19 protein-coding genes are annotated in these 16,161 nt (G+C 37.2%); all 19 read left to right on the plus strand.

Annotated elements, in window-relative coordinates; genetic code table 11:
• Positions 1-138: 138 nt before the first annotated feature.
• The 19 genes from ACMGDK_RS00475 (at position 139) to gcvP (ending at position 15,816) form a co-directional block, all read left to right on the plus strand.
• Positions 139-729 (plus strand): Crp/Fnr family transcriptional regulator, encoded by a 591-nt coding sequence (locus ACMGDK_RS00475; protein WP_436806109.1) that lies wholly within the window; start codon positions 139-141, stop codon positions 727-729.
• A 78-nt stretch (positions 730-807) separates the two neighbouring features.
• Positions 808-1,218: a VOC family protein gene (locus ACMGDK_RS00480; protein ID WP_436806110.1), complete on the plus strand. Its 411-nt coding sequence runs from the start codon at positions 808-810 to the stop codon at positions 1,216-1,218.
• A 51-nt stretch (positions 1,219-1,269) separates the two neighbouring features.
• Entirely contained in the window at positions 1,270-1,731 is a 462-nt protein-coding gene (locus ACMGDK_RS00485; protein WP_436806111.1) for a DinB family protein, read from the plus strand.
• Between the two features lie 71 nt (positions 1,732-1,802).
• Positions 1,803-2,327 carry a DinB family protein gene (locus ACMGDK_RS00490; RefSeq protein ID WP_436806112.1) on the plus strand — a complete coding sequence of 175 codons (525 nt, stop codon included), beginning with the start codon at positions 1,803-1,805 and terminating at the stop codon, positions 2,325-2,327.
• 3 nt (positions 2,328-2,330) lie between these two features.
• Positions 2,331-3,107 carry an alpha/beta fold hydrolase gene (locus tag ACMGDK_RS00495; protein WP_436806113.1) on the plus strand — a complete coding sequence of 259 codons (777 nt, stop codon included), beginning with the start codon at positions 2,331-2,333 and terminating at the stop codon, positions 3,105-3,107.
• A gap of 111 nt (positions 3,108-3,218) precedes the next feature.
• Positions 3,219-3,650 carry a VOC family protein gene (locus ACMGDK_RS00500; protein ID WP_436806114.1) on the plus strand — a complete coding sequence of 144 codons (432 nt, stop codon included), beginning with the start codon at positions 3,219-3,221 and terminating at the stop codon, positions 3,648-3,650.
• A gap of 74 nt (positions 3,651-3,724) precedes the next feature.
• Positions 3,725-4,138: an SRPBCC family protein gene (locus ACMGDK_RS00505; RefSeq protein ID WP_436806115.1), complete on the plus strand. Its 414-nt coding sequence runs from the start codon at positions 3,725-3,727 to the stop codon at positions 4,136-4,138.
• Between the two features lie 36 nt (positions 4,139-4,174).
• Entirely contained in the window at positions 4,175-4,414 is a 240-nt protein-coding gene (locus ACMGDK_RS00510) for a helix-hairpin-helix domain-containing protein (protein ID WP_436806116.1), read from the plus strand.
• 95 nt (positions 4,415-4,509) lie between these two features.
• Entirely contained in the window at positions 4,510-5,376 is an 867-nt protein-coding gene (locus tag ACMGDK_RS00515) for a VOC family protein (RefSeq protein WP_436806117.1), read from the plus strand.
• An 84-nt stretch (positions 5,377-5,460) separates the two neighbouring features.
• On the plus strand, positions 5,461-6,294 hold the full coding sequence (locus tag ACMGDK_RS00520; RefSeq protein WP_436806118.1) for an SDR family oxidoreductase: 834 nt from the start codon (positions 5,461-5,463) through the stop codon (positions 6,292-6,294).
• Positions 6,295-6,430: 136 nt separating this feature from the next.
• Positions 6,431-6,859, plus strand: a complete 429-nt coding sequence (locus tag ACMGDK_RS00525; RefSeq protein ID WP_436806119.1) for an SRPBCC domain-containing protein — start codon at positions 6,431-6,433, stop codon at positions 6,857-6,859.
• A 25-nt stretch (positions 6,860-6,884) separates the two neighbouring features.
• Entirely contained in the window at positions 6,885-7,328 is a 444-nt protein-coding gene (locus ACMGDK_RS00530) for an SRPBCC family protein (protein WP_436806120.1), read from the plus strand.
• Positions 7,329-7,436: 108 nt separating this feature from the next.
• The gene (locus ACMGDK_RS00535) at positions 7,437-7,895 is read left to right on the plus strand and encodes a DoxX family protein (RefSeq protein WP_436806121.1); all 459 of its coding nucleotides are present in this window, start codon (positions 7,437-7,439) and stop codon (positions 7,893-7,895) included.
• Positions 7,896-8,033: 138 nt separating this feature from the next.
• Positions 8,034-10,040, plus strand: coding sequence for a S9 family peptidase (locus ACMGDK_RS00540; RefSeq protein ID WP_436806122.1), 2,007 nt, complete (start codon positions 8,034-8,036; stop codon positions 10,038-10,040).
• Positions 10,041-10,309: 269 nt separating this feature from the next.
• Entirely contained in the window at positions 10,310-10,888 is a 579-nt protein-coding gene (locus ACMGDK_RS00545) for an RNA polymerase sigma factor (protein ID WP_436806123.1), read from the plus strand.
• Between the two features lie 14 nt (positions 10,889-10,902).
• Positions 10,903-11,235 (plus strand): hypothetical protein, encoded by a 333-nt coding sequence (locus tag ACMGDK_RS00550; protein ID WP_436806124.1) that lies wholly within the window; start codon positions 10,903-10,905, stop codon positions 11,233-11,235.
• An 88-nt stretch (positions 11,236-11,323) separates the two neighbouring features.
• Entirely contained in the window at positions 11,324-11,590 is a 267-nt protein-coding gene (locus ACMGDK_RS00555) for a hypothetical protein (protein ID WP_436806125.1), read from the plus strand.
• 261 nt (positions 11,591-11,851) lie between these two features.
• Positions 11,852-12,499: a J domain-containing protein gene (locus tag ACMGDK_RS00560; RefSeq protein WP_436806126.1), complete on the plus strand. Its 648-nt coding sequence runs from the start codon at positions 11,852-11,854 to the stop codon at positions 12,497-12,499.
• Between the two features lie 458 nt (positions 12,500-12,957).
• The gene (gene gcvP, locus ACMGDK_RS00565; RefSeq protein ID WP_436806127.1) at positions 12,958-15,816 is read left to right on the plus strand and encodes an aminomethyl-transferring glycine dehydrogenase; all 2,859 of its coding nucleotides are present in this window, start codon (positions 12,958-12,960) and stop codon (positions 15,814-15,816) included.
• Positions 15,817-16,161 lie beyond the last annotated feature (345 nt).

The following is a 16,161-nucleotide window of genomic DNA, read 5'->3' on the forward strand; positions in this document are numbered from 1 at the left end:
ATCTGTAAAAAGTGAAAATATTTATTAATAATGTAGTTGAAGGCTGTTTTTAAAGGTGTTTTATCAATTTGTTTAGTTTTTTCTATCTTTGATTCAATTAAAAATTATATTTTTAAAGCTTTAAAAAACACCAACTCAATGACCAGCAAAGCCTTAGAAATCTGTTACGATTTCCCATTTTTTCTTCAGGAAGAGCTCGACGAAATATTTCAGGCCCACGAAAAAATTTCATTCCAGAAAGGAGACGTTATTCTGGAAGAAGGAAAGACGGCCAATGAATATTATATCCTGGAAAAAGGCCTTGCCCGTTCATACGTGAATGACTTCAGCGGAAATGAGGTAACGACCCATTTTTTTGCCGATAACGAGATCATTATTGAGGTATTATCGATTTTTCAGAGAATTCCAACCCAGGAAAATATCATCTGCATCACAGATTGTGAATGCTGGAAATTTGATTATGAGACATTCCAGGAGCTTTTCCATAAAATACCCAATCTCAGAGAATGGGGAAGAGCATGGATGTCAAAAGAACTTTTTGTCTATAAACAGCGCTCTGTAGAAATGTTTACCCTTTCCGCTACCAGGCGCTATCTTAATCTTTTGGAACAGAAACCTCAGGTGGTACAGTTCGCTCCTCTCAAACAAATTGCATCCTATCTGGGCGTAACAGACACTTCTTTAAGCCGTATCCGTAAAGAAATTGTATCCCATTCGAAGAAAAATTAAATCTTGCCTTATGGCAAGTTGATTTTCATCAAGGCTTGGTAATTTTGGTTAAAAGATTAACACAAAAAAATTACAATTATGAAAGCCAATCAAATTTATGTCAATCTTCCCGTAAAAGATATACAGAAAACAAAAGAATTCTGGACCAGGCTCGGATTTGCGATTAATGAGCAATTTTCAGATGACAAAGCAGTCTGCGTGGTGATGAAGGAAGACAATATTTACGTCATGTTCCTGACAGAAGAATACTTCCAGACTTTTTCCGAAAGACCTGTTCCGAAAGGAGATACAACACAGGTCCTTGTTGCTATTGCTCTAAACAGCCGTGAAGAAGTTGATCAGGTAGTGAATACAGCATTGGAAAATGGAGCTTCACAGCACGAAGAACCCCAGGATTACGGATGGATGTATCAGAACTCTTTCTGGGACTTAAACGGACATGGCTGGAATATTACGTTTGCCGATGTTTCGCAGATGCCTGGTGAATAAAGTTCAGAACCTGTCTGTGTAATTTATGGAACACAATAAAACCTTACCGCCATGGAAACAAAATCAAACGATATTGAAATAGTGAAAGTTCAGGTATTCAGCAATTATAAAGTTATTTCAATGAATACCGAAGGCATTATCCATGAAGAATCTATGATCTTCCCAAATGGTGAAGCCAATTGCATGAACTGGATTCTGGGGCATTTAATTTACATAAGAAATGCATTTCTGAATACCCTTGGAGAAGAATCTGTCTGGGACGGCGAAAAATTTTCCTGCTACAACAGAGGAGAAATTCCCCTGGAAAGAATAGATGAGCTGATAGATTTTGAAGAATTAAAGTCTTACCTGCAAAAGTCCCAGGACAAACTCGAAGCAAAGCTCATCAGTATTGAGAAGTTTAAGCCTGAAGCAATTAATGACGTTGCCATCTTTTGTCTTCACGAAATATATCATAGCGGGCAGCTGGGCTATCTCAGAAGAATCTTAGGAAAGCCTGGTGCTATAAAATAGCCTGGTTCAAAAAACGTAGAAGAACTTCACGTTTTCTATAAATACACACCCAATCACTAAAAATTTAAATAATGGACACACCAAAATCAAAAAAAATGGAGCTCATTGTTCCCGCTTACAGAATGCATTCTCAAAACTTTCTCAATGTTTTGGACGGTATTTCGGAAGAAGATGCTTTGAAAAGAATTGATGGAAAAACCAACCATATTGTCTGGATGGCAGGGAACTTTGTCAATATGCGCTATGCCTTGGGCTCGGTTTTAGGACTCAGGGATGAAGATCCCCACAGTGATCTTTTCTTTCAGGGAAAGGCGCTGGATGAAAATTTCAGTTATCCGAGCTTGGATGAGTTGGAGAAAAATTTCCATGAGATTTCACCAAAAGTATACCAGAAGCTTTGGGAAGTTACGGATGAAGAGCTTGATGAAATCTTTGAGATCGGGATGAATATTCCTTTTGTCCGTGAAACCAAACTCAATTTCATAGGAATGTGTATTGGCCGTGAAGACTACTTATGTGGACAGATAGGTCTTATGAGACGAATTCTGGATTATCCCGGAATGAAATATGATGTTGATGAAAATCTAAAGTATTAATTAATGGAACCTAAAGAGAAAGGCTATAAACATGTTAACGGAATCCGCATGTACTACGAAATCTACGGTTCCGGAAAACCTTTGGTAATGATCCATGGCGGAGGATCTTCCATCCTGTTTGATTTTAAAGAAATAATTTCCAGGCTTGAAAACCGGTTTCAGCTCATAGGCATTGATTTGCAGAACCACGGAATGACCGAACATCGCGATATTCCCGAAACCTTTGAACAGGATGCCCATGATGTAGCAGCTCTTTTAAAGGAACTTCAGATTGAAAAAGCTTCATTTTGGGGATTCAGCAACGGTGGAAACACGGTGATGCAGATTGCGCATCTTTATCCTGAAATAACCGAAAAGATTATCATTGCATCCGCATTTTATAAAAGAAGCGGAATGATGGAGGGTTTTTTCGAAAGCATGGCAGAAGCCACTCTGGAATCTATGCCGGAACCTCTTAAGATTAATTTCCTTAACCTGAATCCTGATTTTTCAAAACTTGAAAACCTGTTTGAGAAAGACAGTAAAAGGATGCAGACTTTTGAAGACTGGGATGAGAAGATTTTGACATCTATAAAAGCTCCTGCCTTATTCATAAGCGGAGACAAAGATGTCATGAAACCTGAACATGTAGTGGAAATGTGGCGCCTGGTCCCCGAATCCCAACTGATGATTCTTCCGGCAGGCCACGGCTCCTATATGATGGCAGACTTCGAAGGAAACACAGATTCCGACCTCATAAACTTTACAGTAAGTGAGGTGACAAAATTTTTAAATCATTAAGGCTTTATGATGATAGTTCTTAATATTCTTAAAAGCTTAATCAAACTTAATGGTTTAACTTAAAACTTAAATTTAAACTTAATTAACAATAACATTTAAAAATCAGAAATCATGGCTAAATTAAATCCGTACTTAAATTTTGACGGGAAAGCAGAAGAAGCTTTCAACTTTTACAAATCTGTTTTCGGGGGAGAATTCCGTGGAGAGGTTTTCAAAATGGGGAATGCCCCGGGAACCGAAAACTTATCAGACGAAGAGAAAAACAGAGTGATGCATATTGCTTTGCCAATCGGAGACGACCTTCTTATGGCTTCGGATATTGTTCCAAGCTTCGGGCAGAGCCTTAACATAGGAAATAATAATTACGTATCCATTTTCCCTGAATCCAAAGAGGAAGCGGACAGGCTCTTCAAAGGTCTTTCTGAAGGTGGAAATATAGAAATGCCAATTGAAGACCAGTTTTGGGGAGACTATTTCGGAAGTTTTCAGGATAAATATGGAGTTCATTGGATGGTGAACTATAATGAAGAATCTGCAAAATAATCTTATATTTAACTAAATTTATTGAGGGCAGTTCACCCGGACTGCCTTTTTACTTAAATATTAAAAATAAAACGATGGATCCAATTAAGATAGATATCACCATTTTAGCTCCGGTAGAAAAAGTCTGGAATTATTTTAACGACCCCAAACATATCACGAAATGGAATTTTGCTGATGAATCCTGGCAGTGTCCAAGCTCCGAAAATGATTTAAGGGTGGGAGGAAAATTTAAAACCAGAATGGAAGCAAAAGACAAAAGCTTTGGTTTTGAGTTTGAAGGAATTTATGATGAAGTGGTTACGAATTCCACTATTAAATACCATCTGGAAGACGGCCGGAAAGTGGAGGTCATTTTTGATAAGATAGACGAAAACACTACAAAAGTTACCGAAATTTTTGATCCTGAAAAACAAAATTCTGTAGAAATGCAGCGGGATGGCTGGTATGCTATTCTCAATAATTTTCACAAGTATGTAGAAAATCACTAAAAACACTCAATTTCAGTCATGATAAATCTGGTCATAATGGCAAAATGTTTAGGTTCCATTTGTGCTGTTAATCATATTGTTAGAAATAATAATTTCCTGTCTGGCATTATTGCAGTACCGGCAAGAAGGGCTTTAGAAAGAGAAAAAATTGATTCTCTTGAAAAACTTTCGGACTATTCAGAAGAAGAAATCATGAACCTTCATGGTTTCGGAAGAAATGCTATTGAAAGACTGAAAAATCATATGGAAGAACATCAGGTTTCTTTCAAAAACTAATTATTATAGAATACCGGATATTTTAATCATTGCATGATATTTTTTGTCAGCGATGGTTAATAAAAACTATTTTTTTCACCCCTAAATTTAATATTATGAATAACGATATTTTTCCATGTCTCTGGTTTGATGAAGAATCAAAAGAGGCTGCAGAGTTTTATTGTGACGTCTTTGACGGAAAAATCACCGCAGATACTCCCGTAGTCATGAATATTGATCTTTTCGGGCAGAAATTGATGCTGCTGAACGGCGGGCCTCATTTCAAAAAAAATCCTTCGGTTTCTTTCATGGTCATCTGTAGAACGGAAGATGAAGTACAGAAGTATTGGGACAAACTTATGGAAGGAGGAATTGCTCTCATGGCCCTGGATTCCTATTCCTGGAGCCAGAAATACGGCTGGGTGCAGGACAAATACGGCGTTACCTGGCAGCTGTTTTTAGGAGATAAGCCGGAAGATCAGAAAATAATTCCTACGCTGATGTTTATCCATCAAAATAACGGAAAAGCAAAGGAGGCAATGGAGTTTTACACCAAAACATTCCCCAATTCAAACATTGGAAATATCCTGAAATATGGTGATGGAGGAGAAGGACATCCTATATCCGAACCGGCAGAAAATGTACAACATGCCCATTTTACCATTAATGGCTACAGCTTCTTCTGCATGGATAATTCTTATGATCATCAGTTTGATTTTAATGAAGGAATTTCTATTGTGATTATGACGGATGATCAGGAACAGACCGATCATCTTTGGAATACCCTTATTTCGGATGGAGGAAGAGAAAGCATGTGTGGATGGCTGAAAGACAGGTACGGACTCAGCTGGCAGATTGTTCCGAAAAGGCTTATTCAACTGATGAACGATCCAGATCAGTCAAAATCACAAAAAGTAGTACAGGCAATGATGAAAATGCAGAAGATCGTTATAAAAGAACTTGAGGAGGCTTATAATTCGTAAGAGAAACGACAAACTTGCTTATTTTACCCTTTAGAATTTCAGTTTTCGGCTTGCTGTTTGATGTGACTTATAAAAGATTTGCTTATGAAAACACAGAACAGATCACAATCTAAATCAAAAGTTCCCAAAGAAGGACTCTTTCCGGAGATTATCCGGAATGATTACCAGGGAAGTCGGAAACTCCAAGGAAAAAAAGCCGTCATTTCAGGCGGGGACAGTGGAATAGGACAAGCTGTAGCCGTTCATTTTGCCAGAGAAGGTGCAGACGTTGCAATTATTTATAAAGAAAGCGATGACGATGCTAAAGAAACAAAAAAGCTTGTTGAAAAAGAAGGGCAGCAATGTATTCTCATCAAAGGAGATCTCACAAAAAAAGCTTTCAGAACAAAATGTGCGGAAAAGATAAAAAAGACATGGGACAAACTGGATATCCTGGTTAATAATGCAGGAATTCATACCTCAAAAAGCAGTCTTGAAAAAATCTCTGACGAGCAGATTCAGGAAACTTTTAATACCAATATTATCTCCATGATTTCTTTTACAAGAGATTTTTTACCTTTGATTGGCGAAGGAGGCCGGATTATCTGCACAACATCCGTCACAGCATATAGAGGAAGCGATCATCTGATTGATTATGCGGCTACAAAAGGAGCTATTTTATCCTTTATCCGTTCCTTATCAACCAATCTTGCAGAAAAGAAAATTTTAGTCAACGGAATTGCTCCCGGGCCCATATGGACGCCACTTGTAAAAGAAGCCTTTGACGATCTTTCAACATTTGGAAAAGATACTCCGCTGAAACGGGCAGGCCAGCCATCAGAAGTTGCTCCGGCTTATGTTTTCCTTGCTTCCAGAGATGCAGATTATATTACAGGAGAAGTGATCCATATCAATGGAGGAGATTTTGTAGGAGGCTGATCGAAATAGAAACAAGAAATTAGAAGTTAGATGTTTAGAAGTTAGAAGTTAGAAAAATGCGACATCTATGATCTAAAATCTAATGTTTAAAAACTAACTTCTAACTTCTAAACATCTAACTTCTAATAAAAAAACAATGCAGAAATTATTTTTTGAGATTAAAATTGATGCACCCCCTGAAAAAGTTTGGGATGTTCTCTGGAGCGATATGACGTACAGACAGTGGACAACAGCATTTACAGAAGGTTCTTTTTATATGGGAACATTTGAAGAAGGAAGTATTATAAAGTTTTTTGACCCCAATAATAACGGCATGTACAGCCGGGTTGAAAAAAATATACCCAATAAAGAAATGAAGTTTCTGCATCTCGGAGAAATTTATGACGGTGTAGAAGCTGAACAGGATTGGGGAGAAGCCATAGAAGGCTATATTTTAGAAGAAACGCCGACAGGAACGATACTGAAGATTGAAATTCAGACCCCTGAAGAATTTAAAGATTTTTTTGAAGAAAAATTTCCAAACGCTTTGGGAATTGTGAAAAATCTTTCAGAAAATCAATTGTAAAAAACTAACCACAAAATATAAAAATATGGAAACCTTATCTTACGAAATTATAATCAATGCACCATTACAGAAAGTTTGGGATGTTCTTTGGAATTCCGATTCCTATACCGAATGGACCCAATTTTTCGGTTCCGGTTCCAAAATGAAATCCGACTGGAAAGTGGGCGGAAAAACCTACTTCGTGAATGCAGAAGGTGAAGGAATGGTATCAACCATTGATAGCCTGGATGAACCTAACCAGATTATTTTTAAGCATCTGGGAATGGTAGATAAAGAAGGAAATGAAGATACTCAAAGCAAAGAAATAATGGAATGGAGCGGGTGTTTTGAAAAATATATCCTTATTGATCTTGAAGGGAAAACAAAACTTCATGTTGAAGTACAGGTCGACAAAGAATGGGAAGATCACATGGATAAAGGATTTAAACAAGGGCTGGAAGTGGTCAAAAATCTAGCTGAAAAAGCGTAACAAATTAAATTTCTTTAAAAAAAAACAAGACCCTTACAGTTTCTAAACCTGTAAGGGTTATTTGTACAAATTACACTATCTTTCTACAATAGTAAATACAAATAAAACATGAAATTATTAACCATCCTTTTCGCAACATTTATTCTTGCTTTGGTAGGAACTTATATATTTCAGGGAAAGCCGGATTTTTTATTTTCAGGAAATCTGGGAATGGCTGTATTCATTATTTTCACAGGATTTTCCCATTTTAAATTCCAGAAAGGAATGGCCATGATGATCCCTGATTTTGTTCCCGGTAAAATGTTCTGGGTGTATTTTACAGGTGTGCTTGAAATTGCTGCGGGAATTGGTCTGATGATTCCTTCAATAAGAGAAATAACAGCCATACTGTTGATTATTTTTTATGTTTTGGTTTTTATCGCCAACATCAATTCTTCCAGGAAAAATATCAATATTTTCAAAGCAGATTATACCGGACCAGGCATGAAATATCTTTATAAAGAAAGGATTCCCATGCAGCTTATCCTGATTGTGTGGACCTGGTATTTCGGAATTTACTTAAATTAGAAATAGACTTTAAAGTTATTTTTTTTCATAAAATTTCGTAATGAATGTAACATTTTGCTGGTAATACTGTCATATTATATATAAGATTTTATTAATTTAAGATCTGGCTAGACAATTTAACCATCCAAAATATGAATTATGAATATTAATACTAAAATTTTTGGTGCGGCCCAAGTCGTACTGTCAGCAATTATGATTAATGCACAGACCTCAACGGCAAAACTGCCGGGCGATCCTACGCTTCCATCCACTAAAGCAAATCTCGAGAAACTGATTTCTTATGATAAGGGAAACTTCAAATATAAAGTAGAAGATTACTTTGCAAGACCCAGTGCTTCACAGTTTAAAATATCTCCGGATGGGCAGTATCTCTCTTACAAAGAAAAAGATAAGGACAAGAAGAACCATGTCTATGTAAAAGAATTGAAAACAGGCAAAATCACCAAAGCCATTGTTGAAAAAGATGATCTTATTAAAAGCTACGGATGGCTTGATAAGAAACGTCTTTTCTTTACCCAGGACAAAGGAGGGAATGAAAATATCCATCTTTACGCAGCGGATATTGACGGGAAAAACCTTAAAGACCTGACTCCTTTCGAAGGGATTACACTGGGATCCGTAAGACTGATAAAAGATACGGAATTTGTTGTGGTGACCATGAATAAAAACAACAAGCAGATCTTTGAGCCCTACAAGATCAATTTCAACACAGGAGAAATGACCCAGCTTTATGAAAATAAAGATGTCAACAGCCCTATTGATGATTATATTTTTGATAAAGACGGCAATCTCAGAGGCTACACTGTCCTTGAAAACGGGCTGACGACCAAGACTTATTATAAGGACCTGCAGACAGGAAAATTTAATCTGCTTAAATCCACAGACTGGAAAGACACTTTCAGCATCATAGGACTTAATGATAATTCCAAAAATAAGGATGAAGCTTATGTTGTGACCAATCTGGACAGTGATAAGTCCAGGATTGTACTGTATGATCTGAAGAAAAATGCAGTAATTAAAGAAGTGTATTCTAATCCTGTCTTCGACGTAAGTTCCATCAGTGTTGCCGGTAAAAACAGGAATTATGAGCTTGATTACGTAAGCTATGACGGGATCAAAAGTGAAACCGTTCCGGTAAGCCAGTTTTATAAAGAAATAGATGCCAAACTGAAATCTGAATTTAAAGACAAACAGTTTTCCATTGTTTCTTCCGATGATAATAATGATAAACTTTTGGTGTATGTGGGAAGCGACAAATTTTATGGAGCCTATTACGAATATGATACAAAAAGTAAAAAAATAAATCTTCTTTACAATCTGATGCCCCAGCTGAAAGAAGAAGATATGGCAGAAATGAGACCTATCGAATTCAAAAGCAGGGACGGATTAACAATCCGGGGATACATCACCCTTCCAAAAGCTGCTCTTGAAGGTAAAAAAGTGCCTTTGATTGTAAATCCTCACGGTGGTCCGCAGGGAATCCGCGATGAATGGGGTTTCAACCCGGAAACACAGCTCTTTGCCAGCAGAGGATATGCAACCCTTCAGGTGAACTTTAGAATTTCAGGAGGGTATGGAAAAGAATTCCAGAAAGCAGGGTATAAGCAGATCGGAAGGAAAGCAATGGATGATGTGGAAGATGGTGTAAAGTATGCCATAGAGCAGGGTTGGGTAGATAAAGACAAGATTGCGATCTACGGAGGAAGCCATGGCGGTTATGCTACTTTGATGGGCTTAATCAAAACTCCGGATCTTTATGCCTGTGGTGTGGATTACGTAGGAGTATCCAATATTTTTACCTTCTTCGATTCCTTCCCGGAATACTGGAAGCCTTACAAAGAAATGGTAAAACAGATCTGGTATGATCTTGACAACCCTGAAGAGGCAAAAATTGCCAAAGAAGTTTCTCCGGTTTTCCAGATTGATAAAATTAAAAAACCTTTATTTGTAGTACAGGGAGCCAATGACCCAAGAGTCAATATCAATGAGTCTGACCAGATTGTAAAAGCAATGCGTGCAAAAGGCTTCGAAGTGCCTTATTTGGTAAAATATGATGAAGGGCACGGATTCGGAAAAGAACCGAACAGACTGGAGCTGTATAAATATATGCTGGGCTTCTTTGCGGAAAATTTCAATAAAAAATAAAATTTCATTTTTATAATTATAAAGACGGAGAGTGTAATGCTTTCCGTTTTTTTATTTTAAACACAAATAGGTACTAATGATTTTTACAAATGAGACGATGAAATTATTTGTGACGTTAGTGTAAACATTTGTGTTATTAGTTTTATTTAAACTCAATGATTACAGAATAAAAATAATTAAAACCATGACTAACAAAAGAAAATCCGAATTTCCGGAAAAATATTTTAAATTTATTAAAGTAAAACAAAAATATCAATCGTCATAGCAATATGGAGGTTGTCGAAGAAATAACAATGCCACAGGAGGAGAAAGCAAGCATCATCTCACAAACCGTTTCAAAGTACGGAGGAAAACTGATGTCTTATATTCGTCCGAAAGTGAAAAACGCAGAAGATGCGGAAGATATTCTGCAGGAAGTGTGGTTTCAGTTCAGCAGTCTGACCAATCTTTCCGAGATTGTGAATGTAGGCGGCTGGCTGTATAGAGTGACTGCAAATAAAATTACAGACCGCTACCGCAAAAAGAAAACCGAAAATCTTGAAGACTTTGTCTATGAAGATGAAGACGGAAGTTTTTCTATCAAAGATATCTTATTGCTGGACGAGAGTGCGGGCCCTGAAGTTAAGATGTTCCAGGACGAAATCTGGAAAAAGCTTTTCGAAGCATTGGACGAACTTCCAGAGAAACAAAGACTAGTCTATGTTGAAAATGAACTGAATGACAAAACTCTACAGCAGATCGCTGATGAACAGGGCGAAAACATCAAGACCATTATCAGCAGAAAAAACTATGCTGTGAAGCATTTAAGAAACAGACTGAGAAAATTATACGAAGATTTAAATAGTTAGTAAAGAAGAAAATTATGAATCATAAACACAAAAAAGGCTGGATTTTTTTACTCTTATGTCCGCCATTGATCTTAGTTACCGTTACATTTATTGTGATGTGGCTTTGGAACTGTCTGCTTCCTGAGATCCTGGGTGTAAAATCCATTACATTCTGGCAGGCAATGGGAATCCTGATTTTAAGTAAGATCCTTTTCGGAGGGTTTCATTTCGGAAAAGGAGTGAGAGACTTTAAAGAAAGAAAAATGAGAGAGAAAATGGCAGGACTATCTCCTGAAGAACGGGAAAAGTTCAAGGAAGTATGGAAAAACAGATGTTCAGGAGGATTCTTCAACAGAAATAACGGATAATTTAAAATTTAAGAAGTAGTAAAGTAAAATTGAAATTCATCCGTCTCTATAAAAAACAAAAAGTAGTAAAATTTAAAATTTTGAAAAAATGAAAAATTCAGCATTAAAAGGAGCTCTGGGAGCATTAGCTGTTGTTGGGGTGGCATTAGTTGCCAAAAAAGCAATACAAAGAAAAAGATTTATAAAAGGTATTTTCAGCGAATACGGAATCAAAGAAAAATCACCTTTCGGCCTGGCTGATAAGATCAGAGAAATGAACGAAGAGCAGTATCAGGAACTGAAGGGAAAATTCAAAAAAGAATTCGCTTCAAAATGCTGCAGAACAGGACATAAGGACAATACTGCAGAAGCTTAAGCAGTACAGAACTAAATTGAAATTGTTAATTCCGGCGCGGGAAGCTCTGCTTCCCGCGCCGGAATTTTTATGTACAGTCCAGTGTCATTGCGAGCGAAGCGAAGCAATCTCCCAGATGGCTTCGAGAGCCTCAGCCACCTAGACTGTTGAATAAAATCTTGCATAAAGCTTATAAAAAACTTTGCGCCTTTGTGTTTTATTAAAACATTCCTTTAAAGAATAAACCCGAAAAAAAATAAATTCCTATTTTTGTATAGCTCAATGAAAGACTACTACTATTTTCTCGGGATTTCTCCGGATGCTTCAGAAGAAGACATCAAAAAGGCTTATAGAAAATTATCTTTAAAATACCATCCGGATAAGAACGATAACGACGATTTCTTTGCCGGTCGTTTCCGTGAAATTCAGGAAGCGTATGAAATATTGAGTGATTCAGGAAAGAGACGGACCTATGATCAGAATTTAGAGAGCCATCAGAAGAGTTTCAGATACAATACTCCGCCTTCTATCAAAACTTTTACGTCCAATAAAATTCATGCAAAAAAAGGGGAGGAGATTATTATTAACTGGCAGACGAATAATGCCGATGTGGTAAAAATACTGCCTTTCGGCCTGGAAAAACCTTTTGGAGAACGGGTTTTTAAGATCACAGAATTTAAAGACGGGAAATTTCAGCTTTTGCTTCATGCGACAAATTCTTTGCTTCACAAAACTGCGGTACAGGGAATTACGATTACTGAAGTCTTTGAAAATGATGCTGTTCAGTTTAAAAACAGCGTTGAAGAAATGTTTAAACCTCAGCCAAGAACACCAATCAACAGAACAGGCCAGCCAAAGATCATGATGCTGATCTGGGGAATTCTTATTTTGGCGGCGGCAATATATTTCCTGTTCAGAAATTTTGGCTAGTTTAAGCCATCTTTTTCCTTCCCGGGCACTTTTTACATCTTTTCCCCTTTTTGAATTTCTTACAACATGATTTCTTTTCACAGAACATGTCTTCATTATTGAATGAGTATACTGGCGATAAAGGCGGTACTTTAAATGGGATAATCATATTCATACTGCAAATATATTAATTTAGAATAAATATAATTAATAAAATTTTATAAATGTTATGACATCTGAATATCAGTGTGTTTAAAGCGAATTCAACCCCTTATTTAATTTGAAAATGCAGGCTTTATTGTGAAAATATTCCTTAAAATGATGCAGATTCTAAACAGAAAGTTTAAAATTTAGACTGAATAAATTTAAAACAAGCAGGAGTTTCTCAAATCCTTTCAGCAATTTTGAACTCTTGTACAATCGCTTAAAAAAATGTAATTTTACGAATCTTTTTTACGAACAAAATCTAATAAATAAAAATGAATACAGAACAGTTTGTGAGCCGTCACATTTCCCTTAATGAAGCCGATAAACAGGCAATGTTGGAAAGATTGGGCGTTTCAAGTATTGAAGAATTAATTTCTCAGACCATTCCTTCTTCTATCCGTTTAGAGAAAGATCTTGAGATCTCTGAGCCGCTTTCAGAATACAAAATGCTGAACCATTCCAAAGAGCTGGCGTCGAAAAATACTGATTATACAAGTTATATCGGTTTTGGATACCACAATACCCTATTGCCTTCAGCTATTCAGAGAAACATCTTCGAAAATCCCAGCTGGTATACTGCGTATACTCCTTATCAGGCTGAAATTGCACAAGGAAGACTGGAAGCTCTTCTGAATTTCCAGACGGTAGTGTGCGACCTTACAGGCTTTGAACTGGCCAATGCTTCTCTTTTAGATGAATCTACAGCTGCTGCAGAGGCTATGCACATGTTCTTTAACAACAGAACGAAGGATCAAAAGAAAGCGAATGCCAACAAATTCTTCGTTTCCGATCTTGTTTTACCTCAGACAGTTTCTGTTTTAAAAACGAAAGCTGAAGGTTTAGCCATCGAAATTGTAGAAGGTGATCACACAACTCATCAGCTAGACGAAACTTATTATGGTGTCTTATTGCAATATCCGGGTAAGAACGGGATCGTTTTAGATTACACAGAGGATATTGTAAACTATAAAAAATTAGACCTGCAGGTGGTTGTAGCCTGTGATCCGATGGCTTTGGTTAAATTAAAATCACCGGCTTCTATGGGTGCTGACTGTGCTGTTGGAACTTCACAGAGATTTGGTATTCCATTGGGTTACGGAGGACCTCACGCAGCATTTTTCTCTTGCAGAGAAGATTACAAAAGAGACATTCCGGGAAGAATCATTGGAGTTTCTCAGGATATGTATGGAAAACGTGCATTAAGAATGGCGCTTCAGACAAGAGAGCAGCATATCAAAAGAGAAAGAGCAACATCCAATATCTGTACAGCACAGGTACTTCTTGCGGTAATGGCAGGAATGTACGCGGTTTATCATGGTCCGAAAGGATTAAACTATATTGCTGATCAGATTCACTTTAAAGCAAATGCTTTGAAAAACGGTCTTAAAGCATTAGGATATCAGACTGTTGAAGAGCCAATCTTCGATACTGTGAAAATCACAATGAGCGAGGATGAAAAAGGAAGATTAATGAGAATGATGCTTGATCACAGACTTAATCTGAACTATTTTACAGAAGGTGTGGTAAGTATTGCGATCAACGAAAGTACGACATTGGAGAAATTAAATTATCTGATGGCTTCTTTCGCTCAGTTTAAGGACAAGCAGACTTTCAAATTAGAAATCAAAGAAGGATACAGCATTCCTGAAGAATTGTTGAGAAAAGACGAAATTCTTACAGAGCAGGTATTCAACAAATACCATACGGAAACAGAATTGATGCGTTACATCAAGCGTCTTGAAAGAAAAGACCTTTCATTAACACACTCAATGATTTCTCTTGGATCTTGTACCATGAAACTGAATGCAGCTACCCAAATGCTTCCGCTTTCCTGGGCAGATTGGGGAAGTGTTCACCCGTTTGTACCGGTAGATCAGGCCGGAGGTTACCAGGAAATGATCAAAGAACTTGAAAAAGATCTTGCTGAAATTACTGGTTTCGCAGGAACTTCATTACAGCCAAACTCTGGAGCTCAGGGAGAGTATGCAGGGTTAATGGTGATCAGAGAGTATCACATTTCAAGAGGTGAAGGCCACAGAAATGTAGTATTGATCCCTCAGTCTGCACACGGAACCAACCCAGCTTCTGCAGCAATGGCAGGAATGAAAATTGTTGTCGTTAAAAATCTTGAAAGCGGACAAATTGATTTTGAAGATTTAAAAGCTAAAACAGAACAGCATTCTGAGAACTTATCTTGTGTAATGATCACTTATCCGTCTACTTACGGATTCTTTGATGACAATATTAAAGAAATTACAAGCCTGATCCACGAACACGGTGGTCAGGTATATATGGATGGTGCTAATATGAACGCTCAGGTAGGATTCACAAGTCCTGGAAACATTGGAGCAGATGTCTGTCACCTGAACTTACACAAAACTTTCGCAATTCCTCACGGTGGCGGAGGTCCTGGAGTTGGCCCGATCTGTGTGGCTAAGCACCTGGTTCCTTTCCTTCCTTCCAATGCGAATATCAGAGTCGGTTCTAAGGAAGCTATCGAAGGTATTTCTGCAGCACCTTACGGTTCAGGTCTTATTCTTAACATTTCTTATTCTTACATTAAGATGTTAGGAACGGATGGACTGAAAAAAGCAACAGGCCATGCAATCATGAATGCGAATTATCTGAAAGAGATATTAGCAGAGCATTTCCCGATCTTATATTCAAACGAGAATGGAAGAGTGGCTCACGAATGTATCGTAGATTTCCGTCAGTTCAAATCTTTAGGAATTGAAGTGGCTGATGTGGCGAAGAGACTAATGGATTATGGATTCCATGCACCTACCGTTTCTTTCCCTGTAGCAGGAACACTGATGATAGAGCCTACAGAATCTGAAAGCAAATCTGAAATCGACCGTTTTGCAGAGGCATTAATTTCAATTAAAAAAGAGATTGATGAGATTGCCAACGGAGAAGCAGATCAGGCAAATAACGTGCTTAAAAATGCTCCTCACACGGAACAATTGGTTATCTCAGATTCTTGGGATAAACCATACAGCAGAGAAAAGGCAGCTTATCCGCTTGAATGGGTAAGAGACCACAAATTCTTTGCTTCTGTTTCAAGAGTGGATGAAGCTTATGGAGACAGAAACTTAGTTTGTACTTGTGAGCCGATTGAAGCTTATATGTAATTAATTATTATAGTAAAAATAAAAGCACCCGTTTGATCTTCAAACGGGTGCTTTTTTATTATTTATCTGCTACCTTCTTCGGGAGCTGTAGGCTACAAGAAGTGCTACAGCCATGGTGCCAAAAGTTACCATTGAAACTGTTTTAATTGATATTTCACTTTCCTTTGTCTGTGATGTATTATCATACTTTTCACATGAAGACAAGAATACTGTCATGAATAGACAGCCCAAGAATAATTTTTTAATCATATAGGTGTATTTGTTTGGTTTTTAATATTTTATGATCAAAAAAGATACCAATTAGCTTATTTGGATAATAATTCTGTATGTGATAAATAGAAATTT

It is taken from the genome of Chryseobacterium hilariae (assembly GCF_051400735.1).
GTDB lineage: Bacteria > Bacteroidota > Bacteroidia > Flavobacteriales > Weeksellaceae > Chryseobacterium.